This is a genomic window from Methylosinus sp. R-45379 (genome assembly GCF_001644125.1).
Lineage (GTDB): Bacteria > Pseudomonadota > Alphaproteobacteria > Rhizobiales > Beijerinckiaceae > Methylosinus.
Window position 1 is genome coordinate 1 of record NZ_LUUM01000271.1, and the last position, 17863, is coordinate 17863.

General features: G+C 61.9%; 15 protein-coding genes and 4 pseudogenes. 8 read left to right on the forward strand and 11 right to left on the reverse strand.

What is annotated here, in order from left to right; translation table 11 throughout:
• A pseudogene (locus A1351_RS16900) lies at positions 1-235 on the forward strand (IS21 family transposase); the annotation flags it as partial.
• 98 nt (positions 236-333) lie between these two features.
• Here the strand turns inward: A1351_RS16900 and A1351_RS16905 are convergent.
• Genes A1351_RS16905 through A1351_RS16910 form a run of 3 tightly spaced genes read right to left on the reverse strand, consistent with a single transcriptional unit; the run spans position 334 to position 1724 of the window.
• Positions 334-744: a DUF3617 family protein gene (locus tag A1351_RS16905; RefSeq protein WP_024882226.1), complete on the reverse strand. Its 411-nt coding sequence runs from the start codon at positions 742-744 to the stop codon at positions 334-336.
• Positions 745-757: 13 nt separating this feature from the next.
• Complete coding sequence (locus tag A1351_RS24085) at positions 758-925, reverse strand: OmpA family protein (protein ID WP_083967387.1); 168 nt, start codon at positions 923-925, stop codon at positions 758-760.
• Positions 926-932: 7 nt separating this feature from the next.
• Positions 933-1724, reverse strand: a complete 792-nt coding sequence (locus A1351_RS16910) for a DUF4892 domain-containing protein (RefSeq protein ID WP_051465626.1) — start codon at positions 1722-1724, stop codon at positions 933-935.
• Between the two features lie 89 nt (positions 1725-1813).
• Here A1351_RS16910 and A1351_RS24865 point away from each other — a divergent pair, with 89 nt between their 5' ends.
• Entirely contained in the window at positions 1814-2419 is a 606-nt protein-coding gene (locus A1351_RS24865; protein ID WP_157096359.1) for a hypothetical protein, read from the forward strand.
• Positions 2376-2879 carry a hypothetical protein gene (locus tag A1351_RS16915; RefSeq protein WP_064033548.1) on the forward strand — a complete coding sequence of 168 codons (504 nt, stop codon included), beginning with the start codon at positions 2376-2378 and terminating at the stop codon, positions 2877-2879. Before A1351_RS24865 ends, A1351_RS16915 begins: the two co-directional genes overlap by 44 nt.
• Positions 2880-3300: 421 nt before the next feature.
• Here A1351_RS16915 and A1351_RS16920 read toward each other — a convergent pair whose 3' ends face one another.
• From A1351_RS16920 to A1351_RS25885, 5 genes are all read right to left on the reverse strand, one after another.
• Positions 3301-4320, reverse strand: coding sequence for a hypothetical protein (locus A1351_RS16920; RefSeq protein ID WP_024882228.1), 1020 nt, complete (start codon positions 4318-4320; stop codon positions 3301-3303).
• 3 nt (positions 4321-4323) lie between these two features.
• Positions 4324-5325 carry an ABC transporter substrate-binding protein gene (locus tag A1351_RS16925; RefSeq protein ID WP_024882229.1) on the reverse strand — a complete coding sequence of 334 codons (1002 nt, stop codon included), beginning with the start codon at positions 5323-5325 and terminating at the stop codon, positions 4324-4326.
• Positions 5326-5447: 122 nt separating this feature from the next.
• Positions 5448-5609: a hypothetical protein gene (locus tag A1351_RS26255; protein WP_348625831.1), complete on the reverse strand. Its 162-nt coding sequence runs from the start codon at positions 5607-5609 to the stop codon at positions 5448-5450.
• Positions 5581-7674 (reverse strand): TonB-dependent siderophore receptor, encoded by a 2094-nt coding sequence (locus A1351_RS16930; protein ID WP_036310364.1) that lies wholly within the window; start codon positions 7672-7674, stop codon positions 5581-5583. The genes A1351_RS26255 and A1351_RS16930 overlap by 29 nt, the downstream gene beginning before the upstream one ends.
• Positions 7675-8148: 474 nt before the next feature.
• Positions 8149-9024: a hypothetical protein gene (locus A1351_RS25885; protein ID WP_245291677.1), complete on the reverse strand. Its 876-nt coding sequence runs from the start codon at positions 9022-9024 to the stop codon at positions 8149-8151.
• 904 nt (positions 9025-9928) lie between these two features.
• Between A1351_RS25885 and A1351_RS16940 the strand changes: the two genes are divergently transcribed.
• Together A1351_RS16940 and A1351_RS16945 are read left to right on the forward strand one after the other, a co-directional pair.
• Positions 9929-10957 carry an iron ABC transporter permease gene (locus A1351_RS16940; RefSeq protein WP_036290077.1) on the forward strand — a complete coding sequence of 343 codons (1029 nt, stop codon included), beginning with the start codon at positions 9929-9931 and terminating at the stop codon, positions 10955-10957.
• The gene (locus tag A1351_RS16945) at positions 10950-11753 is read left to right on the forward strand and encodes an ABC transporter ATP-binding protein (protein ID WP_024882231.1); all 804 of its coding nucleotides are present in this window, start codon (positions 10950-10952) and stop codon (positions 11751-11753) included. Before A1351_RS16940 ends, A1351_RS16945 begins: the two co-directional genes overlap by 8 nt.
• Before the next feature lie 138 nt (positions 11754-11891).
• Here A1351_RS16945 and A1351_RS26025 read toward each other — a convergent pair whose 3' ends face one another.
• On the reverse strand, positions 11892-12044 hold the full coding sequence (locus A1351_RS26025; RefSeq protein ID WP_371441504.1) for a hypothetical protein: 153 nt from the start codon (positions 12042-12044) through the stop codon (positions 11892-11894).
• On the opposite strand from A1351_RS26025, the gene A1351_RS26260 reads away from it, so the two are divergent.
• Positions 11982-12197, forward strand: coding sequence for a hypothetical protein (locus A1351_RS26260; protein WP_064033549.1), 216 nt, complete (start codon positions 11982-11984; stop codon positions 12195-12197). The genes A1351_RS26025 and A1351_RS26260 overlap by 63 nt on opposite strands.
• On the opposite strand, the pseudogene A1351_RS26265 reads toward A1351_RS26260, so the two are convergent.
• A pseudogene (locus A1351_RS26265) lies at positions 12157-12294 on the reverse strand (DDE-type integrase/transposase/recombinase); the annotation flags it as partial. The gene A1351_RS26260 and the pseudogene A1351_RS26265 overlap by 41 nt on opposite strands.
• A gap of 72 nt (positions 12295-12366) precedes the next feature.
• Positions 12367-16500 carry a non-ribosomal peptide synthetase gene (locus A1351_RS16955; protein ID WP_064033550.1) on the reverse strand — a complete coding sequence of 1378 codons (4134 nt, stop codon included), beginning with the start codon at positions 16498-16500 and terminating at the stop codon, positions 12367-12369.
• Between the two features lie 666 nt (positions 16501-17166).
• On the opposite strand from A1351_RS16955, the pseudogene A1351_RS25895 reads away from it, so the two are divergent.
• Both A1351_RS25895 and A1351_RS25900 read left to right on the forward strand, forming a co-directional pair.
• Positions 17167-17307: pseudogene (locus A1351_RS25895) on the forward strand (IS6 family transposase); the annotation flags it as partial.
• A gap of 81 nt (positions 17308-17388) precedes the next feature.
• Positions 17389-17803: pseudogene (locus tag A1351_RS25900) on the forward strand (hypothetical protein); the annotation flags it as partial.
• Positions 17804-17863: the final 60 nt, after the last annotated feature.

Consider the following 17863-nt stretch of genomic DNA (forward strand, 5'->3'; position numbering starts at 1 on the left):
GGGCGATCATCGCGGGCGAGCGGACCAAGTTGCAGGTCGCCCAGTTCAAGCTCTCCTACAGCCGCGCATTCTTCCTCCGCGCCTACCCGCAGCAGACGCATGAGATGCTGTTCGACGCCCACAACCACGCCTTCCGCGTGCTGGGCGGCGCGCCCCGGCGAGGTGTCTATGACAACATGCGCACCGCGATCGACAAGATCGGGCGTGGCAAAAACGCCAGGTCAACGCCCGCTTCATAGGGAACATCCTCGCTGGCGATGGCCCCGAAAGACACCAGGCCTACGCAGATCGCCAGTGGAGCGAAAAGCGTCGCGCGCAACCCGAGGCCTCCCGTCAAGGACATGCGCCGATGCGCCGGCCCCTGGTCCCGATGACCTGCTGATCGCCGCCCGGCCCCGACATCGTCATCGTCCCTTCATAGCTCGTCTTGGCGTAAGTGAGGTCGGACGCCATGGTCATGCCCTGACAGACGGTGGAGAAGCGGATTCTCGGGCCGTCGAGTTTCAGATCCTTGATCGTGCATTTGCCTTTCCGATTTTCCGCGCTCAGGGCGGCGGCGATTCCTTTTTCATCGCCATTGGCGCTCTTGGCTTCTTCCGCGGTGATGCAACGTTCTGTGGCGGCGCCGACCGGCTGCCCCTGTAGTAATGGCGTCACCGACCACAAGCCGGGCTCCAGACGTTCCTGCGCTATCGCCGGAACGACGGCGCACAGCGCCAATGTGACGAATGTCATTCTCTTCATGCTTCTCATGTCCTTATCGCTCGACCAGTTCGACGCGACGGTTCTTGGCGCGTCCGGCGTCATCATTGTTGAGGGCAATCGGCGACGACATGCCGGCGCCGAAAGGGGTGAGCCGCGAGGGATCGACGCCGTGATCGCGTGTCAAAGCGACGACGACGGCCTTGGCGCGGCGATCGGACAAGCCGAGATTATAGCCAAATTCCCCCTGATTTGTCGGTGTGACCGGCGACGATCAGCTTCAAGCCGGGCTGGGCCGCGAGCAGCTTGGCGATTTCGACCAGCGTCGGCTTCGACTCTGGCTTCAGATCCGACTGGTCGGTGTCGAAGAATATGCCGTAGAGCGCCACACGGCCCGAGGCCCCGAGCCCGGAGGCCATCGCGCCGGCGTCAAGAAAGACAATTCGGTCGACTTGGATCGGCTTCAGTTCCGCGGTCGTGACCGAGATGATCGGAGCGCTCCGGCTTTCGCCCACCAATATGGCGGCGTAGACATCCCCTTCCGCGCGCGCGAGCTTGGCCAGCACATAACGCACGCCTGAGCCGAAGCGTGCATTGACCATGGCCCCTTCGAGTTCCCCGCCGAGACGAAAATAGGAATTTTCGCCGCCGAGGCAGGTTCGATCGCCGCATTCGAACAGAATTTCGAACCCTTTCGTCTCGAGCGAGGATTTGAAATTTTGTTCGATTTCGAGAGCCGAGCGATCCTTCGGCCCGTCATAGCGTATAGTGGTGATCCTGCCCTGCAGCGTGAGGCTGACGCCGGCCAACTTGTCGCCGGAAGCTTTGAGATCCATCGGACGGTCGAGCAGTCGCGCTTCGCCGAACTGAGATTGCTTATAGACCGTGATCTCCGAGCCGGCGTAGCGGCCGACCAGAGGATGATCCTGCGATCCGCGAAGATCGGCGGCGCAGGCCGATTCGGCGCAGAGCGCCAGCGCGATCAGTGTGACGGCGGGAAAGAACAACTCGCATTTCGACATATTCCTGCTCCTGCCCGTTTTGCCGGGAGCGAGGTCTAGGCGTTCAGAGTGTTGAATGCTATTCCCCGCGCGGGGAGGTCCGCGCGATAATGCCCGCCAAGAAGAACACGGCCCGGCGCAAATTACATGCGCTCGATCTATTGTGCCGCGCCGGGACCGGGATCGCGCCGATCGCCCCCGCAGCCTGCCGCCAGATTCGCGAGTTGGTCGGAGCCGATGCGGCGTCGATTTTCTGGCTCGACGAGAACGGCCTTCCCCAGGGCTTCTTCCATGAGGATTCGCCGGAGAGCGCGCGCGACCTGTTCGTCAATGAATTCGAGCGGCTGTTCATCGGCCCGGCCGAATTGAACGTAACGGCGCTGGCGCGTACGCCGGGGCCGCGCGTCGGTCGCATCGCGCGGCCGGGCAAAGCCTATTTCTCTTCCAACACCTTCAACCTATTGGTCAGGGCGAGCGGCCATCATCACAGTCTCGATCTGAGAATCGATCTCGACGGACGCGCGCGCCGTCGTGCTGCTGTTTCGCGGCGGTCAACGCGCTTTCGAGACGACCGACGCGGCCGCGCTGGAACAGGTCACCCCCTATTTGCAGCAGGCCATCGCCTCGCCTGTGAGACAACAAGTCTGGAGTTGCAGCGCAAGAAGGGGACACATGCTGATCGATGTCTCCGGCGAGCGCTTAGCGATGCTCGATGAAGAGGCCGAATTGTTGTTGAAGATGTGCACGCTCGTGGGACAAGAGATCCGCCTTTGCGGACCCATCCGCTCACCGCCCCGCGTCGTGCGCGAGTTGTGCGCACGGCTCCAAGGCCGAGCGATCGTGCGCGAGACGCTGCCGATCCCCGGCGGCCGCCTCGAGGTGACGGCGCGTCGGCTGACGGCTCCGGAGGGCGGCGCCGAGCAGGTTCTCGTCACGTTCGAACTGGAAGAGCCTCGACGGCTCGAGACGATCGATCGTGTGCTCGCACTCGACGTTTCTCCGCTTCAACAGAAAATCGCCTTTGTCGCGGCTCTCGGAGGATCGCGCGGAGACAGCCTCTCCGAAACGGGAATCAGCAACGAAGCTTTGAAGAAACATCTCGCTGCGATTTATGCGGCCGCGGGCGTCGACAGCTGGGAGAAGCTCACGAGAGAACTGAACCTCGGACGCCCTTGATCGCCTGGGCGAAGCGCCGCTCGGCCGCGACGATGACGCTGGCGCAGCGATTGTCCTCGCCGGTCGAGAGCCCTCGAGGCAATGCCGAACGGGTCTCATCGATTCGCCGACTGGGTGAGGGAAGCGTTTCCACGGTTTTTCGAACTCCGGAATATAGCGTTGGACCGCGCGTGAACGTCGTCTGGAAGTTGCCGCGCAATAGCAGTGCTAACCTGGTTGTGGAGAGGACAGTTTGAACCTGGCCCCTCCGCCAGAAGTGTGAGCGCCGCCAAGCCGGCTCGACGAGCTCATCAGGCTCGTCACGAGCCATTCCAACACACGCTCGTCGGGCGATGGCCCGACCGACGCTGCAAGTTCGAGATGCTCGGCAGCCTCGCATCCCCACCGTCGCCCGGCGCGCGCGGCAATGGACCCGCGGAACTCACGAAAATTTTGTGGCGCTGATATCGAACCGACAAACATTGTCCTTCTTATAACGATCGAACCAAGCCTTCTCCATCTGCTGCACATTAAAATACAGCCTATCATTGGCGATGTCGCCATAACCCGCGCATAGCTCCTTGCGAGACGGCGCGGTAAGATGGGCCGCACGCCAGCGAGCTTCGAGCTCCGTGATGATTTGATCGCAGGAACAGGCCTCGGCCCAATCGAGACTTTGCTCATCGAGTGGGAGGCTGATGGCCATGGCTTCCGCTTCGTCATCGGGCGACCGGCGAACATGCTCGATCCACTTTTTTTCCGACCGCCAATTAGGCCTGTCATCACGAAGATAGTCTTTGAGGCGCGCGGGAAGCGAATCTATTTCCTGCTCGGTGAGACTCTGCTCCTCGACACCACGCGCCACGCCGGAATAGAAAAGCGGAATAGCCCAGCGCTCGTGGGACGCGGCTGGAATGCGGTCCAGATCAACCAGCAGCTCGTCCAAGCTCGGAACACTGTCACGGATCAACAAGATCCGCTGTTGCAGCTTCAGACCGAGTTCCGCAGCCAAATGCAGAGTGTCGAGCTGGAATTGGTAATTGCCGGCCATATTGTTCCAATGATCGTGACGAGCGCCGTGGCCGCTGAACGTCGCCACCACTGTGTCGATCCCGAGAACGCGCCGCTCCAGCAGCCATTGCTTCATCTCTCGTCGCGGTCGATGCGCAACGCCGCCGAGCAGAACGACGTGGCTTTTCCAGCCGAGGTTCTTCTCCAGCTCGCGAAGAGCTTTGGTCGTCGCCAATGTGTAATCATGGCTGTTCCCATACCAAGGCGCGATCTCGAAATCTTCGTGTCCGTCATTACGCCATTCGATGAAGCGTTCGACCAGGGCGACAAAACGTTCTAATGGCGCCGGTCGCAGCCTATAGCTCTTCAGCTGGCAATAGCGGCAATGATGGAAGCATGCCGTGGCGTTGGCGTGGAGATGAATGCCGGTGATGATGATTTCTCGTGGCATGACTCAGCGTCGCTCCGCGTCATTCGAAGCGAGGAAGCGGGCGTATTCCGCCGAGCCCGCATTTTCTCGCAAAACCAGGGCTTCGTCGATCGCATCGTCGGTGAGGACGACGCCGTAGACATCCGCATAGGCCTGCCGCAGCTTCATGCGAAATCGCCACCCGGCCCACTCCGGATAGATGACTTCCGACATCCATTGCAACATGATCGGCTCCTCGACCATTCCTTCCATGCGCGTTCCCCCATGCGGCTCGCGATAGACTTTTCGCGATCGAACGGCGGGCACACATCGTAGCGCAGGATTATCCAGCAAGCGACGAACCGCGTCGTCGCTCGGATAGGCGGAAATTATGATGACCTCCGGCTCGCGCACGATCAGCTCCTCGATCGTCATATGAGGCGAATGCAGCGAAGCACCGATATTGTCCGCATTCACCCGATCGAGATCGGCGTCGATTCCCGTTCCGCCGAACGCCATGATCAGCGGGTCGATCTGGAAGAGATAGGCGACCTTGCGACGAACTGGCGCAGCGGGGCGATCCTTCGAAAAGGCGTCGAGTTCCGCCTGATGACGACGAATCAGGAAGTCCACGCGCTCTTGCCTGTCGGCAATGGCGCCGATCAATCGCCAGAGCTGTTCCACGCTCCGCGACACATCGCCAGACGCTCGGCTATCGAGCTGAACCAAGGGTGCGCCGATCCTCAGCAAGGGAGCGGCGAACCACGACCATGACATGATCGCATCGCTTCGCGTCAGCAGAATAGCTTCCGGGTCGCCGGGCGCCACAGTGTCGCCTCCTAGCGTCGGCGCGCGCGCAAGGTCACGCACCGCAGGAAACACCCGACGCAGCAACCCACGGCTCAATTCGTTGCCGCCGAATCGTGGGCTGCTGACAGCGGCGATATGTCCTGGATCTCCATCTATGGTGAGATAGATCGAGGACACCGGCGCAAAGATGAGGGCGTGTTGCGCCGGGACCGCGGCGGTGACGTCGCGGCCTTTCATATCCTTGATCGATCGATGTGGCGAAGGCGACGCGGCATGCGGGCCTCCGGCTGCCAATCCCAGGCATAGGATCGGCAGAAAAGCGAAGCTCCCCGTCGCGAAAGAGCGCAACCTTCGTCCCTTTAGAATTTTGCGGTCGCCGAAAAAGCGACTGTACGCGGCGCACCGAGCATTTCGGTCTGCTGCCAATAGGATGCGTTGGCGATATTGGTCACATCGAGGCGCCAGATCGTCTCCGTATCAAAGATGCGCGTCTCATAGCGTAGACCGATGTCGCCGGTCACGTAAGAGGGTAGCCATTCGATCGCGCGCACATTCGTCGGCGCAAAAACATTGCCGACCTGCGGGCCGACATAGTTGAAGCCGCCGGTCAATGTCAGCCCCTGCACGAAGGGCAGGCGATATTCGACGTAGAGCTTCCCCATGTTTTTTTGCCGAGCCAGAGGGAGGCTGGCCCAGCAGATAGAACGTGTTGGTCTGGGCGATCTTCGCATCGAGAAGCGTGAAGCCGCCGGTGACGGTCAGATCGCCCAATATCTTGCCCGTCGCCGTCATTTCGAGACCGCGATGAAGTTGCCGCCCGTCATTGATGAAAGTATAGCTGCCGCCATTCGATTTGTAATAAGTGTTGGTCTTGTCGATCTGGAACAAAGCGGCGGTGAGCAGAATTTGCGAGACATTGGCTTTCGCGCCGATCTCGACCTGCTCACTGGTCGTCGGGCTGAGCGCCTGGCTGGCGTTGGTCACCGGCAATGAGGAGAAGCTGGTCGAGGCCGTCCCGCCATTTTCGAGCGATTGAATATAGGTGCCATAGCCCGTGAGCCAAGGCAGCGGCTTATAGATCAATGAGGCGGTCGGCGTGAGCCTCGTCTTGTCGAAATAGCTCGATACCGTTCCATTGGTGTTGAAATTCGTCGCCTTGATGTCGGCGAGGCTCGCGCCTGCGAGCAGAGACCATTGCTCGTTGAAGGCTATGTCCTCGCCGATGATCCAATTCGTCTGGTCCAGCTGTTGCTGCCGGAAGTAAGGCTGCGCGCCATTGGTGAAAGTGGGACGCGCGACATAGACGGGATCGGCAGAAACAGGAAAGGAGCCGAGGCCTTTGAAGAGCGTGTTGTCTTGATGCTGGCGTCGTGAGTAGCTCGATCCATAAAGGCCGAATGTCGTCTTGGCCTTTATCGAGAGAAGATCGAGGTCATAGTCGGTGAAGGCGTACCACGCCTGATTGCGCTGCACATGCGGCGCATTATAGAGAGATGCGAGCGAACAGGAGTATGAGCCGTTGCTATACGAGATATTGTCGCCAGCGTAGAGGTTCTCGCTCTCTATATCGACATATTGATAGGCGGCGCGGAATTTAATGTTACGCATCACATCATAGGTGACAGTGGCCCCGAGCACGTCCATATCGTTCTTGTTGAACGTCCACGGCTGGCCGTAATTTTTCGCGGGGTCGAGAATGCTCGCGCTGAAATGCGGAAAAGTCCCGTTGAACGATCCCCAATCGGCGAGCGTGCCTTTCTCGTAAATATGCTGATGCGAATAATTGAGCTGAAACAGCAGCTGTTGCAGCGGTCGCCAATCGAGCGCGCCGCTGACGAGCCATCTGTCGACGAAATTATCGTCGATCGCGGTTTCGCCGCTGCTCTTCACCAAGTTGAGCCTATATCCGAAATCGCTTCCCTTCTCGAACGGGCCACCGAGATCGACATGTACGAAAGGTTGCGAGCCGCCGTAATTGCCGAAAGTGACGCTCGAGAAAGGCGTCAGCGTCGGCCGCTTGGTGACGAAATTGACGAGTCCGCCCACATGCGCAGGCCCATAGAGGAAGCTGGAGAGGCCGGAGAGAACGTCGACGCGCTCCTTGTCCTCCAAAGGCATGACAAGATCGCTGACGCCCGACATGTTGAGGCCGTCGATCTGGCTGAAGCCGCCCTGCTGCTTGACGCCGCGAATAAAGATCGCCGAGCCATAGCCGCGCCCCTGCCCCATATTGAGCTGGGTGAGCGGATTGCCGCGGAAGACTTCGTCCGTCGTCGAGAAGACGCGATTTTCGATATAGGGAGCGCTCACCGAATAAACCGAATAGGGCGTATCCTGTATCGCCCTTTCGCCCCAAGGGCCGGTCGTCGACGTCGCGCCGAAGCGATAGCCGGCCGCGGCGCCGCCATCCACGCCGGAGCGGTTGTGATCGTTGGTCGCGCGCGCCGCGGCGACATCGATCGGAGGAAGCGTCGCCGCCTCCTGCGCGACCGCTCGGCCGAGCGAGGCCGTGATGGCGACGACCGAAGCGCTGGCCAGCAGAGCGCGAGCGATCGAGCCAATCGTAGATAGTGTCGTGGTCTTCATCCTTCAGCACCCCGTGGTTGCCGCTCGGCGGCCAGACTGCGAATCGTGATCCGTGACACGGAACTCATGGACGGAAGCCGCACGGACGCGCGTAACCGCGCCGCGAACATGCGACTTTCGGAGTTCCGATCCCGGCTGAAAATATCGACGCAGAAACGTCACCAAGGCGGCGGGACAAGCCCCCGCCAAGTCGCATTCATCGCGCGGTCGAGAGCGGCCGCGAGACAGGCAAAGCCATCATATCCCCAGAAGGCGTTGCCCTTTCGGTTGAAGAAAGGCGAGAAGGGAAGCGCCACCTGACCACGCTTGCGCCATTCATATTCGCCTCGCGTTTCGCCATTGCCGAAATGAAGCACGAGATCGGGCTTCGCCTCAGATATGTACGAATCGATAGCTCTCTCATCGTGAGTGTCGCGATCGCATTTCAGGCGCGGGGCGCGCTGCTTTCCGGTCTTGCCTGTCCAGCCGGATGCGTCACCGATGCGGAGCCCGAGAAGACGATAGGGCTCGAGCTGCGCCTCGGTCATCGGCCGAAAGAACAGAACAAGCTTCCCCTCGAGCCGAGGCCGGTAGCGCTCGATCCGTTTGCGCTACGAGCGCCTCGCCCTTCACGATCGCCGCATCGACGCGACGCGCGACGCGGCGATCGAAACGTTTCGTGATGGCGCGCAGCGAGGCCGTCGTCATGGACGGGCTTTCGAAGCATGTCCAGACGATCGGCGTCGCGAACCATCGTTGCAGCAGATCGGCATAGCCGCCGCGCAATCGCTCGTCGAGCGCGTCGACCTTGCTCGCGAAGCCGATCACCAATTTGCAATCGCTCACGCGGGCGAGATCGATCGCTGATGATTGCGTCATCTCATGAACGGGCTCGAGGCCGATCTCCATGAGCAGCTTGCTGACGATCCAGACGAGCGCCGTCGCCTCGCGGGAATAGGGAAGAACCACACGCTTGCTGATGCTCGTCGTGAGCGGATGCAGCAGCTCGGCGGAACGCAGCGCTGCCGCTGTCTCGACCACCCAGGATCGATAGCCCCCGAGCGGCAGAATCAGCTTCCGCTGCTCCGCCATTTTGGCCTTCGCTATTCCGGCGATATTAGCGCCAAGCGCTGGCATGGGCTCTTCGCTGGCGATGACGGCCCCGCGCGCCAGCGGAAACAATTCCGCGATCTCGTCGATCGCGCGTGCGAGGCGGCGGTCGCCGGCGTCGCAGATATCTTCTCTTCGAAGATCCATGCAGGCGTGAAGCGCGCCGAAGCTCTCGACCCCTTGGAAATAGCCGGGCGCGATCAAGCGCATGGTCTGCCCATAGGCGCCGCAGCCGACCGGACCGTGATCGAGCGGGACCATGTCCAGCGCCGACGCCCAACTCGCGATCGTGTGGCCGAGCAGCCCGCCCGAGCAAAAGTCGATTTTTCCAGCGCTCGGATACGAGGGTGGCGTGCGCGTTTCGATAGTCTCGAAATGACCCGAATCTCGGCGGAGGTCGCGAGTCGAGCGGGGCTTCGCGGGCGATTTTGGTTTCCGGCCGCGAGGATCCTTTTTGTAGAAGGGCTCGCGGGTCTCTTCGACCGTCGTGAGGGGCGGCGCGGCGGCCATTGCGGGGACGCCTATCGTGCCTTTGTGAGCTCCGATGCGCCATCGGATCGGCTTTTTCTGTGGTTTCGGAAGCAGCGGGTTGCGAGGCACGGCAAGCTCGATCGAAGCGGCGACGCCATATAGCCAACAGTATAGCTGAAAGCAGTCAATGATTTTTTATTTGTCTGTAAATGAATAGATATTTTGTCCGCTATGTAACACAACATATGCACGATTCGGTCGTTGAGGCTGGAGTCCCGCCACCGCCTCCCATTTGGCGTTCGAGACCGATGGAAGCCTACGACAATCCCGACCGAGTTTCGGCGCGACGCGGAGTCTATTCCTAGATAGCCGCAGTCTATTCGCAAACCACTGCACGCCTATGCTTTTGCTGGCGTTAGTCTCCAGCCCGAGGCTTCCCCCGTTTCGTCAAAGCCGTCCGCCATTCGGCGCGGAGGGACCCCCGCATCGCGCTGAACGCAATCCCGCGGTTCCCCATCCAAAGCTCCAATCCCGATCGATGGATCGTAACGACAAGCGGCTTTAATTTTCAGTCGTAGACGCTTGAGCTTAAAGAAGCGGCTTTTTCTCGCCGAAAACTCAATATAATGTAATTACATAGACAGCGCATATCGAGCACACGTGCAAGGACCTTATGATGAGGATCATGTCGAAAATGCTTCGCAAGCCAGGCGCTGACTGTGCTCCCGTCCTTCTCTTGATAGCTATTGCTCTATTGGCGCTGTTTTCACTGACGCTGGGGCGCTATCCGGTTCCCTTCGCCGATGTCGCGCGCATTGTCTTCACCACCTTCCCGATCAACGCCGTCGGCGACTATGAGAATGCTCCCTGGGTCGTCGTCGAGATCGTGCGCATGCCGCGCGTTCTACTCGTCACCCTCTGCGGCATGGGGCTCGCAATGTCGGGTGCCGCCATGCAGGGCGTGTTCCGCAATCCGCTCGTGGGGCCGGAGATCGCCGGCGTATCCTCCGGGGCCGCGCTCGGCGGCGTCGCCGCCATAATGCTGTCCTGGCCGCCGCTGGCCATCGTCGGTCTCGCCTTCGGCTCCGGCCTCGCCGCGCTCGCCGCCGCCTTCGCGCTGGCCCGGCTTACGGGACGCGCCAGCACGCTCGCTCTCGTGCTCTCCGGCGTCATCGTCGGCGGCTTCTGCGGCTCGCTCGTCGGCCTGTTGCAGACGCTCGCCGATCCGACAGTGAAGCTACCCTCCATCGTCTATTGGCTGCTCGGCAGCTTCGCCGGCGCGACCTACGAGAAAGTTGCGATCGTCGCCGGCGTCACTCTCTTTGCGGGGACGGCCCTGGTCGCCCTGCGCTGGCGCATCAATCTGCTCTCGCTCGGCCAGACGGACGCGAAAGCGCTGGGCGTGAATGTCGAAGCCTTGCGCTGGGGGCTGATGGGCCTCGTGGCTCTGCTGGTCGCCGCGCAGGTCTCCGTCTCCGGCGGCGTCGGCTGGGTCGGGCTCATCGTGCCGCATCTCGCGCGCATGCTGGTCGGGCCGGAACATACGCGCCTCTTGCCGACGTCCGCTTATCTCGGCGGCATCTATCTCCTCGCCATGGACGATATCGCGCGCAGCGCGACCGAGCAGGAGATTCCGATCGGCCTGCTGACAAGCGCGGTCGGCGCGCCGATCTTCGCTTTCCTCTTCTGGAAGACTCAATCGAAAGGCTGGATGCGTGAGTGAGCCGACGATCTCCCTTACCAACCTCGGCTATTTCTATCGGCCGAACCAATGGGTGCTGCGCCATTGCGACACGCGCGTCGCTCGCGGCAGCGTCTTCGCGCTGCTCGGCCCCAATGGGCGCGGCAAGACCACGCTGCTGCATCTCCTCATCGGAGCGCTGAAGCCCTGCGAGGGCGGCCTCTCGGTGAATGGGCGCATCGCCTTCGTTCCGCAGCTCTTCGAGGTCACCTTCGACTATACCGCACTCGACATGGCGCTCATGGGGCGTGCGCGAAAGATCGGCTTGTTCTCGCAGCCCTCGCGCGACGACGAGGAGGCCGCGCTCGCCGCGCTCGATCGCTTCGGCATGGCCGACTACGCCCAGCGGCCTTTCGGCGAGCTCTCCGGCGGCCAGCGTCAGCTCATCATCTTCGCGCGGGCTCTCGTCGCCGAAGCCGATATTCTCGTTCTCGACGAGCCGACCTCCGCGCTCGACCTCGAGAACCAGTCGCTCGTTCTCGAACGCATCTCCTCCCTCGCGCGCAACGACAGACTGACGATCGTGATGACGACGCATCACCCGCATCACGCTCTGGCGGTCGCCGACGATGCGCTGCTGATGCGCGGGCAAGGCGATTACCTCTTCGGCCGGGCGCGCGAGATTTTGACCGAGGACAATCTCTGCTCGCTCTATCGCGCGCCGCTGAAGCGCATCGCTTTCGAGCATGAAGGCCGCGAAATCGAGACGATCGCGCCAATCCTCACGCCGACGCAAATGGCGCGCCATCATTCCCAAGAGACCATCGGAGCCGAGTAAGAGGCGCGAGAATGGTCGACAATCCCCCGAAGTCGGCGCTGCGCAGCTCGTCTGGCTCAAAAATGCCGACTTAGCTGCGCGGTTGCAGCGCAATTTTTGCCGATAGCTACGCGATGGGGTCCTTGCAGTTCGTTCGGATCAGGCCGCGAGCACCGCACTCGAGATTTCGGGCGCAGTTGTCCCGGCGGCTCTAAATCTGCTCAGCGCGAATTGATTCTTCCTGATGCGATGCATGAGTTCGACGCCGGCAATCGTGATCGCCGCATGTCGGAATCGCTTGAACCGGAGCATAGGACCCAAACGAAGCTTGATGGATCGGTGATCCTGTTCGATCAGATTTTTTCAGGTATTTCGATGATCGAATTCGTGTCCTTGCGCCACCTCGATACTGTGCGAGAAGCTCGCGCGCCGCCCGATGTGACGCCTGATATCCGTCGGGCGTGATTTTGCTCGGCGGCCGTCCGTGGCTCGCGAACGCACGACGGAAAAACGCTTTGGCCGCGGCGACATCGCGCTTGGCGCGCAGCAAAACGCTCGACATCGCGCTCACCACGGAAATTCGCTCCGCGTATCGAGCCAGTATGCCCGTCTCCCGCCGTTTGCGCCAGAGCCCTTACGCTGGCCTCGCGGCGGCGCGTATGATGCGCCCGAGTGTCGCCGCGATGTCGTGATGCGCCACTGGATCGACGACAAGCCGTTCATGGCTCGTCTCGAGGATCTTCGAATGCGTCACGCCCCGCGTCCAGCGTCGATCGGAAATGAAATCGGCGCGCTTCGCCCACCAGATATGAAGATCGGCGTCGAGCGGCTCGACCTGATATTCCCAGAGCATTGTGCGAAAGGCCACGCTGTCGTCATAGAGAAGCGCGAGCACCTCGGTCGAAACCTCCGACCACAGGCCGTGGTCACGCCCCCAAATGCTCGCCGCGATAAAGCGCGCGCGCTCGTCGAGTCCGGCGCCGGCTTCGGTGAGATCGCGCCGATCTTCCTCCGTCAGCTCGAGACGGATGTCCTGGAATTCGGCAAAGCTCTGCAGATGGTCCATCATCGACGCGCCGGGTTCCTCCTTCTGCAGGTCGATCGTGGGATCGAGCAGGCCAATGAAGTCGACGGCTTCACCACCGCGCTCGAGTTCCGCCGCGGTCGCGAGAGCTAGAACACCGCCTGCGCTCCAGCCGATGAGACGATAGGGGCCGACAGGCTGGAGCTCGCGCAGCAAGCCCGCATAGTCTTGCGCCATTTCGTGAATCGAATGTGCTCGGTAATTCGGTTCGAGCAGGGTCCGAGATTGAACGCCGTAAACGCTGCAAATGTTTTCGAGTCGAAGCGCTAGCGGCCGATAGCGCACGATGGAGCCGCCCGCGGGATGAAGGCAGTAGACCTGCCCACGCCCGGCCGCCCCGCAGAGCCGCACGAGAGGCGATGAATGCGTCTGCAGCCCATCACTGAGCAGGCGGGCGAGCATGGCTGGCGTCGGCGCGCGAAAGATGGCGGCGACGAACATATCTTCGCTGAGCGACCGGCGGATGCGTTCGACCAGTTTCAGTCCCAGGATCGAATTGCCGCCCAGTTCGAAAAAATTGTCGTGCATGCCGACGCGCTCGAATCCGAGCGCTTCCTTGAACGCTTGCAGAATGATCCACTCGGTCTGGGTTCTGGGCGGCTCGACGGCTTTGTCGGCGCGTTCGCTGATTTGGGGCAGCGCCTTTCGGTCGATTTTTCCGTTTGCGTTGAGGGGGAGGTCGGGGAGCGCGAGGATGGCCGCGGGGACCATGTAATCGGGGAGCGTGGCCCGCAGCGCAATCCTAGCGCAGTCCACATCGAAGGCGTCGAAGGCGTCCGCCGCCACATAGGCGACGAGGCGCTTGTCGCCGCCCGCGTCCTCGTGCGCGACGACGACCGCGGCGCGGATGTCGGGCAGCTCGGCGAGCGCCGCCTCGATCTCGCCGAGCTCGATGCGAAAGCCGCGAATCTTCACCTGATGGTCGATGCGGCCGAGGAAGAGAATCTGCCCGTCCGATCGGCGTCGGCCGAGATCGCCTGTGCGATAGAGGCGCGTCCCCGGCGCCCCGAAAGGATCTGGGACAAATCTTTCGGCGGTGAGCTCGGGACGGCCGAGATAGCCGCGCGCGACGCCTTCGCCGCCGATATAGAGCTCGCCTGCGACGCCCAGCGGGGCCGGCTCGAGGCGCGCGTCTAGAAGATAGACCTGCGTGTTGTCGATCGGTCCGCCGATTGGCGGATGATCGGCGTCGCTGTCGGCCAGGCGCTGGAGGGTCGAATAGGTCGTGCATTCCGACGGGCCATAGAGATTGAAGACGCCTTCTAGTCGCGTTTCGGCGAGCAGCGCGCGCGCTATCGTCGGGTGGAAGGGCTCTCCTGCGAGATTGACGTAGCGAATGGAGGACGGCAGCGCGTCGAGCCGCAGCAGCTCGCGCATGGCGGAGGGCACGGTGTTGACGATCTGCGGCTCGAGCCGATGGCCAGAGGAAAGGAGCGCGAGCGCATTCTCGACGAGAATGACTTCGCCGCCGAAGCATAGGGGCAGGAACAATTCGAACGCTGACAGATCGAAGCAGATCGACGTCGAGGCGAGCATTCGTCTCGCGCCATCGCCGTGAAAATGGGTGCGCGCCCAGAAGATCATCGCAACCGCATTTTGATGCAGGATCGCGATTCCCTTCGGCTTCCCCGTGGAGCCCGATGTGTAGATGACATAGGCGATGTTTCGCGGGTCGGCGCGAGGTCGGAGCGGGGCGTCGCTGTCGGCGTCGACCGTTGCGTCGAGGATGAGGCGCGGCGCGGCTTCGGGCAGGCGCTCCTGCAGCGATGCGTCGGCGATGGTGACGAGCGGCTTCGCGTCGTCGATCATGAAAGCGAGGCGCGCTCGAGGATAGTCTGGATCGAGCGGCAGATAGGCGGCGCCCGATTTGAGGATGGCGATGAGCGAAACAACCATTTCGACCGAGCGCTCGAGACAGAGGCCGACGATTTTTTCCGGCCCCGCGCCGCGCTCGATCAGCATTCGCGCCAGCTGGTTCGATCGCCGGTCGAGCGCGTCATAGCTCAGCGTCTCGCCCTTGCAGGAGAGCGCGACGGCCTCGGGGCTGCGCCGGGCTTGCGTCACGAACAGGTCCACGATCGACAGATCGCGGGGGAAGTCGGCCGATGTCGCGTTGAAGCCATGGATCAGGAGATCACGCTCGGCCCGAGGGAGCATCTCCAATTCGCCGAGACGCGCATGGGGCGTCGTGACGATCTGGTCGAGCAGCCGCAGATAATGCGCGATCATCCGCTCGATCGTCTCTCGATCGAACAGCGCTGTCGCATATTGCGCCGCGCCGCCGAGCCTTCCATCCGGCTCTTCGGAGAATTCGAAGCTCAGGTCGAATTTCGACGTTCCGCTGTCCGCCTCGAAAGGCTCGCTATCGAGGCCTTGCAGGGAGAAGGCGCGCGCTGGCGCGTTTTGCAAGCTGAACATCGCCTGGAACAACGGGCTGCGCGAGAGATCACGCGCCGGCGCGAGCGCCTCGACCAGACGCTCGAAGGGCAGATCCTGATGCTCCTGCGCGTCGAGGCACATGGCGCGAACGCGGGCCAGGAAGGAGAAAAAATCCGGATCGCCCGTAAGATCGCCGCGCATGACGAGCGTGTTGACGAAGAAGCCGATGAGCCCTTCGAGCTCGACCCGGCGGCGATTGGCGACGGGCGTTCCGACGCAAATATCCTTTTCGCCGCTCCAGCGCGCGAGCAAAATGAAGAAGGCGGCGAGCAGCGTCATGTAGAGCGTCGCGCCTCGCGCGCGCGTCAGCTCCCGCAGCTTCCCCGCCAAGGCGGCCGGAACCATGAAGCTCAGTGTTCGGCCAGCATTGTCCTGGACGGGCGGGCGAGGTCGGTCGGTCGGCAGATCGAGCGTGAAGCGCGCGCCGGCGAGCGCTTCACGCCAATAGGCGAGCTGCCGGTCCTGCACATCGCCGGCGAGCCATTCTCTCTGCCAGACGGCGTAGTCGACATATTGGATCGGCAGCTCCGGCAAGCTCGCGTCGCGTCCGGCGAGGCGCGCCTCGTAGAGGGCCGCGAACTCACGCAGCAGAACTTCGGTCGACCAACCGTCGGAGACGATGTGATGCATGGTGAAGACGACGATATGCTCGTGCGGATCGGACGATCCCATATCGATGACGAGCACGCGCAGCAGCGGGCCGGCCGTTAGATCGAAGGGCCGGCGGGATTCTTCCTCGACCAAAGAAAGGGCCTTTGCTGTCCGTTCCTGCGCCGCGACGCCGCCGAGATCGAGGATTGGGCAGGCGAGCGCAACCGCATCTGCTCCGAGCACGCGCTGACGCGCCTCGCCCTCTATGCTTTCGAACACTGTCCGCAATGACCCGTGGCGCGCGACGATCTCCTCGACGCAAGAGCGGAACACGTCGAGCTCGAGATGGCCCGACAGGCGGACCGCCGTCGGCATCGCATAGGACGACGATTCGAATTGATCGAGAAACCACAGTCGCTCTTGCGAAAACGACATGCGGTAGGACGACGACAGCGGAGCCGGGAAAATTGAAGGCGGCGCCTTTCCAGCTCCGACGTTCAGGGCCGCGATGAGCGCATCCTTATGGGCGCCGAGCGCTTTTTTGATCTCCTCCGTCAGTGCGCCTTTTGGCGCCTTGAATTGGAGGCGGCCCTCTTTCAGAGTGACGTCGATTCGCCGCGTCTGCATTTCCTGTAGGAGCTGCGTTGTGTTCATCGCCCGAATTCCTAGAGTTCTTCGTCGACAGGAGCGGTTACAGCTAAAGTTCGGAATGACGCGGCCGCATCTATCGCGCGCGCCAGTTCGCGCAACGTCGCCGTTCGATAGACGCGCGGGACCATGCAATCGGGGAGCGCGGCGCTCAGCGCAGTCCTGACGCAGTCCACGTCGAGGGCGTCGCCATTGTCCGCTGCGACAACAGGATGCTTGTGGCCGAGAGCGCGCGCGCCGGCGCAGGCCACGCGGTCGAGCGCGTTTGTGTCCTCGACACATGGTACGTGTCTGGAGCGGCCGACAATCGGCAACCTGCACGGATCGGTGCGCGCGTTGGATTCACGCTGCCTCCTACGTTGAAGATAGGCGCCGTCGGTTTCGTCATCAGGTAGGACCGCCGATCCAGAGCTCGCCTTGTCTATGATAACGCGGTCCGTCATGCTCCCCCGATCAATTCTGGCGGGCTCAGCGTCATCATGCGACTCCTGCACGGTCCACGTGTCGCCTGTCGGGCGACGACGCTTCGTCGCTGTGCCTCACCTTGCTCGCAGGTATAGACGTTTGCGGGTGGTAAAATGCGTCAAGCTTTTTTCATGGCTCTGTCGCGAATTTTTCTCGCGGGTCCGTTGGGGCTATGATCGCCGGGCGTGGGGCAGGCGGAATAGTCCGATGATCGATTTCAAGGGCAGCCATTTTGAACGCGACGTGATCCTGTGAGGCGTCCGGTGGTATGTGGCGTATCCGATGAGCTATCGTCAACTCGAGGAAATGATGGAAGAGCGAGGCGTCGAAGTCGACCATTCCACGCTGCTTTTCGACAGGTTTCTCGTCGAAAAGCATCGCGAGGGGCCGACGCGCTGTCCCGCGCAGCTGATTTTCAAAGGAAGCGACATGGAAATCGGCGTCGACAGCTTCGCGGCGATCATCCCCGATCCTGCGACGGGGAAAATCATATCGGCCGCCAAGCGGATGGCGTGTCTGCTCGACGAAGCGGAGATCGACGACCGCGTCGGACTCGATGTGTTCGGCGTCGGCGAACATCATCGCGAAGAATTTCTCGACGCGGCGCTTCCGGCGCTTCCGCCCGCTCGTCGATCTCCATCGGCAGGCGGGTCGCCGCGCCGGCCATGCGGACGAGACGCTCCAGATCGGCGTTCACGCTATGGGCTTCGTCGGCGACACCGACCAGGCCGCCAAGGACGCTTTCTTCCCAGGGTGCGCCTACATGTTCACAGAGATCGGCCGTGAACGAGGTTGGCCGCCTGGCGCCCGCGCTGGTTTCGAGTCGATGTGCTCACGCCATGGCGTCCCACTATCGAGATCATAAGGCGCGATCGCGCCGGGCTCTATGCAAAGGCCCGCCTCT